At 70.6% G+C, this 5875-nt stretch carries 4 protein-coding genes and 1 pseudogene; 4 read left to right on the top strand and 1 reads right to left on the bottom strand.

Annotated features, from left to right (window positions below; translation table 11 throughout):
• The first annotated feature begins 1 nt into the window (after nucleotide 1).
• On the top strand, nucleotides 2–2365 hold the full coding sequence (gene fabD / locus AB0950_RS32485) for an ACP S-malonyltransferase (RefSeq protein WP_366780021.1): 2364 nt from the start codon (nucleotides 2–4) through the stop codon (nucleotides 2363–2365).
• A gap of 472 nt (nucleotides 2366–2837) precedes the next feature.
• On the top strand, nucleotides 2838–3815 hold the full coding sequence (locus tag AB0950_RS32480) for a Dyp-type peroxidase (RefSeq protein WP_360160323.1): 978 nt from the start codon (nucleotides 2838–2840) through the stop codon (nucleotides 3813–3815).
• On the opposite strand, the pseudogene AB0950_RS32475 reads toward AB0950_RS32480, so the two are convergent.
• A pseudogene (locus AB0950_RS32475) lies at nucleotides 3814–3972 on the bottom strand (DUF1345 domain-containing protein); the annotation flags it as partial. The gene AB0950_RS32480 and the pseudogene AB0950_RS32475 sit on opposite strands and share 2 nt — an antisense overlap.
• 142 nt (nucleotides 3973–4114) lie before the next feature.
• Here AB0950_RS32475 and AB0950_RS32470 point away from each other — a divergent pair.
• The gene (locus AB0950_RS32470; RefSeq protein WP_360160324.1) at nucleotides 4115–4756 is read left to right on the top strand and encodes an HD domain-containing protein; all 642 of its coding nucleotides are present in this window, start codon (nucleotides 4115–4117) and stop codon (nucleotides 4754–4756) included.
• A complete protein-coding gene (locus AB0950_RS32465; protein WP_366780020.1) occupies nucleotides 4753–5748 on the top strand; it encodes a GlxA family transcriptional regulator in 996 nt (331 codons plus the stop codon). The genes AB0950_RS32470 and AB0950_RS32465 overlap by 4 nt, the downstream gene beginning before the upstream one ends.
• Nucleotides 5749–5875 lie beyond the last annotated feature (127 nt).

Genomic DNA, 5875 nt, shown 5'->3' with positions numbered 1-5875 from the left:
GATGAAGGCAGTGATCTTTCCCGGACAGGGCGCCCAGTTCCGCGGTATGGGCCGCGAACTGTTCGACGCCTACCCCGAAGCGGCCGGGCAGGCGTCCGACATCCTCGGCTACGACCTGCCGCGCCTGTGCCTGCACGATCCGCACCGGGTCCTGAACGACACCGAGTACACCCAGCCCGCCCTGTTCGTCGTCGGCGCCCTCGCCCACCGCCGCTGGCGGGAGGAGAACGGCGACGCGGCCGGCTGTCTCGCCGGGCACAGCCTGGGCGAGTACTGCGCCCTGCACGCCGCCGGCGCCTTCGACTTCGCGACTGGCGTACGCCTGGTCCAGCGGCGCGGCGAGCTGATGGCGCGGGCGCGCGGCGGCGGCATGGTGGCCGTCGTCGGCATCGACGGCGACCGGCTCGCCGGTCTCCTCGCCGAGGGCGCCTTCACCACGCTCACCGTCGCCAACCACAACACCCCCACGCAGCACGTCATCTCCGGCGACGCCGAGACGATCGGCGTGCTGGAGACCCACCTGGAGGAGCGGAAGGTACGGAGCGTGCGCCTGAAGGTCTCCGGGGCCTTCCACTCCCCGCTGATGCGGCCCGCGCAGGAGGAGTTCGCCGCGTTCCTGCGCGACTTCCGGCTCGGCGACCCCCGCCTGCCGGTCATCGCCAACGCCACCGCACGCCCGTACCCGGCCGGCCGTACCGCGGAACTGCTCACCCGGCAGATCACCAGCCCCGTCCGGTGGACGGAGAGCGTGCACCACCTGCTCGACCTCGGCGTGAGCGACTTCGTCGAACTGGGCGGCACGGTGGTGGGCCGCCTGGTCGACCAGATCCGCACCGCCCCGCGCCCCGCCCCCACGGCGCCACCGCCGGCGCCCCAGGCGGACGGAATCCCGGCCCGACCGGCCGATCCGGCCCGTCCCGCCGATCCGGCCGGTCCCGCCCCCCGGCCGGCCGACACCGCTTCCGCCGCCACCGAACTGGGCAGCGCCGTCTTCCGCCGCCGCCTCGGACTGCGCTACGCCTACGCCGCCGGCGGCATGTACCGGGGCATCGCCTCACCCCGCATGGTCATCGCGCTCGCCCGCCGCGGCATGCTCGGCATCCTCGGAACGGGGGGCACCCCCCACCAGGAGATCGAGGAGGACCTGCGCACCATCCGGGCCGCCCTCGGCCCCGACCGCCCGTTCGGCGTCAACTTCCTGGCCCACCACGACGATCCCGCCGCCGAACGTGCCATGGCCGACCTGCTGCTGCGCCAGGACGTCCGGATCGTCGAGGCGTCCGCGTTCATCCGGATGACCCCGGCGCTCGTCCTGTACCGGGCCCGCGGCCTGCGTCGCGGCCCCGACGGCACTCCCGTGTGCGACCACCGCGTCGTCGCCAAGGTCTCCCGCCCCGAGGTAGCGCGGGCCTTCATGGAGCCCGCCCCCGACGCCGTGCTCGACCGCCTGGTGCGCGACGGCGACCTCGGCGCACACCAGGCCGAACTCGCCCGCCGGGTGCCGATGAGCCACGACATCACCGTCGAGGCCGATTCCGGCGGCCACACCGACGGCGGCATCTCCACCGTGATGATGCCGGCGATGCACCGGCTGCGGCAGGAGGCCCAGCACCGCCACGGCTATGCCGAACCCATCTGCCTCGGCCTGGCCGGGGGCCTCGGCACCCCGGAGGCCGTGGCCGCCGCGTTCATGCTCGGCGCCGACTACGTGCTGACCGGCTCGGTCAACCAGTGCACCGTGGAGGCCGGGACGAGCGACGCCGTCAAGGACATGCTCCAGGACATCGACATCCACGACACCGAGTACGCGCCGGCCGGCGACATGTTCGAGATGGGCGCCAAGGTGCAGGTACTGCGCAAGGGCGTGTTCTTCCCCACCCGCGCCAACAAGCTGTTCTCGCTGTACTCGCACTACGACGGCCTCGACGAGCTGCCCGCGAGGACCCGTGACCTGCTGGAGCGCACCTACTTCCGCCGCACCCTGGACGAGGTGTGGGAGGACACGCGCGCCCACCTGCGTTCCCGAGGCCGGCACGACGACCTCGCGCGCGCCGAGGCCAACCCCAAGCTGCGCATGGCGCTGGTGTTCCGCTGGTACTTCGCCCACACCGCGCAGCTCGCCCTCAACGGACGCGACGACCGCACCAACTACCAGGTGCACACCGGACCGGCGCTCGGCTCGTTCAACCAGTGGGTCAAGGGCACGGACCTGGAACGGTGGCGCGACCGCCACGTGGACGACATCGGTGTACGGCTCCTCGAAGGCGCCGCCGGACACATCGCCGCCATGTACCTCAGCTGGCACCAGCCCGCGTCGGCCACCCCACCGCCCTTGCCGGCACCCACCCCGGCTGCCGCCGTCTGAGACGGTGGTCGATGCCGGGTCCGAAGGGGGCTTGACCGGCTGCGGTGGTGTCCGCGTTCAGCTGGTCGGCGGGCAGGGCCCGCGGGTCGGCGAGGGGGGCGCCGTGCAGCTAGACCATGACTCCGAGGGCCGGTGACGGCCGGTTCGCATCCGGGGTGGGGAGTCCAGGCTCCGCCACGCCACGCCGGCATCCGGCTGGTGCTCGACGATCTTCGTCGCGTACCGGCACAGCCACCTGGACCGTCTCTTCGATGGTCGACATGGCTCGCCCGTCATGTCGATCTTGCGGGGAGTGCCGCAGCCGTGTCGCCGCCCGTGTGAAGGCAAGCGCTTTGCCGCGTCGTGCAGCAGCATGGAAGGAGGGCACAGGCAGGCCATGCCATGGCGAGGCCCTGTTGCCACGCGTTGACAGATGCCGCACCCGTCGGTACGGCATTCGCCCCCCGCCCAGGTTGGAGAGGACGGTTCTCCTGTGGTCGAATCACAGCCCGTGATTGTCCCGCCGGCCAGAACCGCCGTATTCCTGGTGGCCACGGTCTTGCCCGGCGGTGAGGGCGCGGTCCGCGGTCTTCTGGAAGATGTGTCGAGTCTGCGGCGTTCCGTCGCGTTCCGAGCCCCGAGCGAGGAGCTGACCTGTGTCGTGGGGATCGGTTCTGCTGTCTGGGACCGTCTCTTCAGCGGGCCGAGACCCAGGGATCTCCATCCGTTCGTGGAGCTGGACGGCGGACGTCATCGAGCCCCCTCGACCTCCGGCGACCTGCTCTTCCACGTACGATCGCGCCGCATGGACCTCTGCTTCGAGCTTGCCCGGCTGTTCTCCGAGCGCCTGCGCGGCGCAGTCAGCGTGGTGGACGAAGTGCATGGCTTCAAGTACTTCGACGAGCGCGATCTCCTCGGTTTCGTGGACGGCAGCGAGAACCCGGAGGGACAGCTCGCCGACGATGCCGTGTTCATCGGCGACGAGGACCCCGGCTTCGAAGGAGGCAGCTATGTGGTCATTCAGAAGTACCTGCACGACCTCGCGGCCTGGACCGAACTGTCCGTGGAGGAGCAGGATCGGGTGATCGGCCGCCACAAGCTGGACAACGTCGAACTGCCCGACGACGTCAAGCCCGAAGACTCTCACGTGGCACTGAACACGATCACCGACGAGGACGGCTCCGAGCGCAAGATCGTGCGTGAGAACATGCCGTTCGGCAGCTTGGAACAGGGGGAGTTCGGCACCTTCTTCATCGGCTACTCGCGCACGCCGGACGTGACTGAGCAGATGCTGCGGAACATGTTCATCGGCCCCCGCCCGGGGCTGCACGACAGGATTCTCGACTTTTCGACCGCTGTCACCGGGTGCCTGTTCTACGTCCCGACCGCTGACTTCCTGGATGACCTGCCTGCGGCGCCCGATGCCGCGACCACCCGCGACGGTTCCTTGGGGATCGGCAGCCTGAAATAGGCGGGCCCTCGGAGTTGAAGCCGATCCCGCCCCCGGCCGCGTAGTAGACGCGAGCGTAGCGGGTGGCGTACATCAGGTGCAGGGTGGCCCAGGCCATGAACACACCGCAGAGGGCGACCGTCACCACGACGACTTCCTCGGTAGCAGGCCGGAAATCCACAACGGCACGCGGTGCCATGGCGGGACCTGTGGGATATACGTCCACATCGCCATGGCCTGTGCCGGTGGGGACGACGATCCTGAAACAGAGCTGCTGAACGCGGCCCCCACCGACCCCACCAAGCACACAGGCGGATCCCATGACCATCACCGGAGCAACCGAGGCACAACTGCCCGACACGGCGCTCGTCCGCGAGGCGACCCAGCTCGTCCGGGACACCACCAGTGATCTGATCTACCACCACTCCCGGCGGGTCTTCTTCTTCGGCAGCCTCCAGGGACACCGGCGCGGCCTCCGTTTCGATCCCGAACTCCTCTACGTCGGTGCGATGTTCCACGACCTCGGCCTGGGCGAGGTGTTCCGCGGCAGCGGACGCCGTTTCGAGGTCGACGGTGCCGACGAGGCGAGAAAGTTCCTGCAGGCCCATGACGTGCCGGCCGACGGCATCCGGCGCGTGTGGACGGCGATCGCCCTGCACACCACCCCGGGCATCCCGGAGTTCATGGAACCGGAGGTCGCCCTGGTCACGGCCGGCGTCGAATACGACGTCCTGGGCATCGGCTACGACACGATCAGCGACGAGGAGCGCGCCGCGATCGTGTCCCTGCACCCGCGCCCCGACTTCAAGCGGCGGATCCTCGCCGCCTTCACGGAGGGTATCCGCCCCAAGCCCGACACCACCTTCGGCAACGTGAAGGCGGACGTGCTCGAGCGGTACGTACCCGGCTTCGAGCGCGGCAACTTCGTGGACACCATCCTTGGCTCACCATGGAAGGAATGACCACCACACGCACGCCGGGCCGGCGCGTCGTCGCCGTCCTCGCCTTCGACGACGTACAACTGCTGGACGTCACCGGCCCGGCCGAAGTCCTCACCACGGCCAACTCCTACGGCGCCCGCTACGACGTACACATCGTCTCCGCCACCGGCGAGGACGTCCGCACGTCCTCGGGTGTGCGGATCGGCGTCGACGGAACGCCCTCCGCGCTTCCGCGACGCCTCGACACGCTGATCGTTCCGGGCCGCCGTGACTGGCGGCGCACGGTCGCCGACACGGAGCTGGTCGCCCTCGCGGAGAAGCTGTCGGCGGGGGCCCGGCGGACGGCCTCGGTGTGCGCGGGCGCCTTCGTGCTCGCGGCGGCCGGACTGCTGGACGGCCGCCGTGCGGCCACCCACTGGGAACTCGCCGCGGAGCTGGCCGCGGCCTTCCCCGACGTGGATGTACAGGCCGATCCCCTCTTCGTGCGGGACGGCCGCGTCGTGACATCCGCGGGCGTGACCGCCGGCATCGACCTCGCCCTCTCCCTGGTCGAGGAGGACCACGGCCCCGACACCGCGCGCGATGTGGCCAGGCAGCTCGTCGTCTTCATGGCCCGGCCGGGCGGCCAGTCGCAGTTCAGCACCAGGCTCGCGGCCCAGCGGGCCGACGACGCGGCCGTACGACGCGTCATGGACGTCGTGACGAGTGACCCCACCGCCGACCACGACCTGGAATCCCTCGCCCGGTGCGCCGGCCTCAGCGCCCGGCATCTCGGCCGCCTGTTCCGCAGCCATACCGGCATGACACCGGGCCAGTACGTCGAGGCCGTCCGCACCGAGGCGGCCCAGACCCTGCTGGAAAGCGGCGGGCACAGCGTCGAGGAGGTCGCACGCCTGGCCGGATTCGGCTCGTCCGAGTCCCTCCGCCGGGTCTTCCAGCACCGCCTGGGAATCGCCCCGACGACCTACCGCGCCCGCTTCCGCACCACCGCCACGGCGCCGGGAGCGTCATAGCCAAGAGCTACTGATCTGATCGAGACGGCACCCTCCGGGCACGACCACGAGGACGTGAACGGCACCGAGGCCTGTCCGGAGGTCAGGTCCGTGTGCCGCGTGACAGCAGCGCGCACGACGCAGCCGT

Origin of the sequence: Streptomyces sp. NPDC007189 (assembly GCF_040703635.1) — a bacterium.
Classification (GTDB): Bacteria; Actinomycetota; Actinomycetes; order Streptomycetales; family Streptomycetaceae; genus Streptomyces.
This window is presented reverse-complemented; position numbering and strand designations above follow the sequence as displayed.